Origin of the sequence: Nonomuraea salmonea (assembly GCF_042428605.1) — a bacterium.
Taxonomy (GTDB): Bacteria; Actinomycetota; Actinomycetes; order Streptosporangiales; family Streptosporangiaceae; genus Nonomuraea; species Nonomuraea salmonea.
This window is the reverse complement of the sequence record NZ_JBHMCF010000030.1, coordinates 1-1,387: the sequence shown is the minus strand read 5'-3', so window position 1 is coordinate 1,387 and position 1,387 is coordinate 1. Positions and strand designations below refer to the sequence as shown.

Below are 1,387 nucleotides of genomic sequence, written 5' to 3'. Positions count from 1 at the left end.
ACGCGGCCGATCCACCGGCAACACCAGCTCCTCCGGGACCCCGTCCAGCACCTCCCGCCAGAAGCCGATCTGCTTCGCCAGCACACTGCCCGGATCGTCTCGTTCGCCCAGCAGCTCCCGCTGCCACAAGGCGTAATCGGCGTACTGCACCGGCAACGGCTGCCAGGCCGGGGTCCGTCCCGCTCGGCGTGCCTCGTACGCCACCGACACATCCCGCGCCAGCGGCCCCATCGACCACCCGTCCGCCGCGATGTGATGCGTCACCACCACCAACGCCTGCTCCGAACCGGCCACGAACAACCACGCCCGGATCGGCACCTCACAGGCGAGGTCGAACGCGTACGTCTCCGCGCGCCGGACCGCCTCCTGCAGCTCCTCGGGGGCCACCTCGACGACGGAGAGCTCCCAGTCCAGCTCGTCCATGCTGAGGATCCGCTGGTACGGCTCGCCGTCGGCGGCCGGGAACACCGTGCGCAGCACCTCGTGCCGGTCGATGACGTCGCGCAGCGCAGTGCCGAGTGCGTCGCGATCCACCTCACCGGCGAGACGGAGCGTCACGGGAATGTTGTACGTCGCGGTCGGCCCCTCCAACTGCTGGATGAACCACAAGCGGCGCTGCGCGAACGACAACGGCACCCGCTCAGGACGCACCCGCGCCGTCAACGCAGGCCGAGCCTCGTCCGCCTCCGCCAACCGCTCCGCCAGCCCCCTGACCGTCGGCGCCTCGAACAGGACCCGGATCTCCACCTCCACATCCAGGACCGCCCTGATCCGGCTCACCAGCCGCACCGCCAGCAGCGAATGGCCGCCCAGCGCGAAGAAGTCGTCGTCCACGCCGACCCGCTCCAGGCCGAGGACCTGGGCGAACACCGAGCACAGGACCTCTTCCTGCGGGGTGGCCGGCTTGCGGCCCTGGCCGGTGGCGTACTCGGGGGCGGGCAGCGCGTTGCGGTCGAGCTTGCCGTTCACCGTCAGCGGCAGCTCACCCAGCGCCACCAGCGCCGACGGCACCATGAACTCCGGCAACCGCTCGCCCGCGAACCGCCGCACCTCCTCCACGTCGATGGGTCGTGCGGCGGGCACCAGGTAAGCGACCAGCCGCTTGTCCCCCGGGCTGTCCTCACGCGCCACCACCGCCGCCTCGGAGACCAGCTCACAGGCAGCGATCACCGCCTGGACCTCGCCGGGCTCGATCCGCATGCCACGGATCTTCACCTGCTCATCCGCGCGCCCGACGTAGACCAGTTCGCCGTCGTCCCAGCGCGCGACGTCGCCCGTGCGGTACATCCGCCCGCCGCCGAAGGGGCAGGCCACGAACCGCTCAGCGGTCAGCCCCGGCCGACCCACATACCCGCGCGCCACCCCCGGACCTGCCACATAGACCTCA

Annotated in this window: 1 protein-coding gene; it reads right to left on the bottom strand. The window is 71.4% G+C overall.

Going from position 1 to position 1,387, the window contains the following annotated elements; genetic code table 11:
• Positions 1-1,362: condensation domain-containing protein (locus ACFFR3_RS27735; RefSeq protein WP_379484094.1), on the bottom strand; the 1,362-nt coding region annotated here is incomplete at its 3' end.
• Between the last annotated feature and the right edge of the window lie 25 nt (positions 1,363-1,387).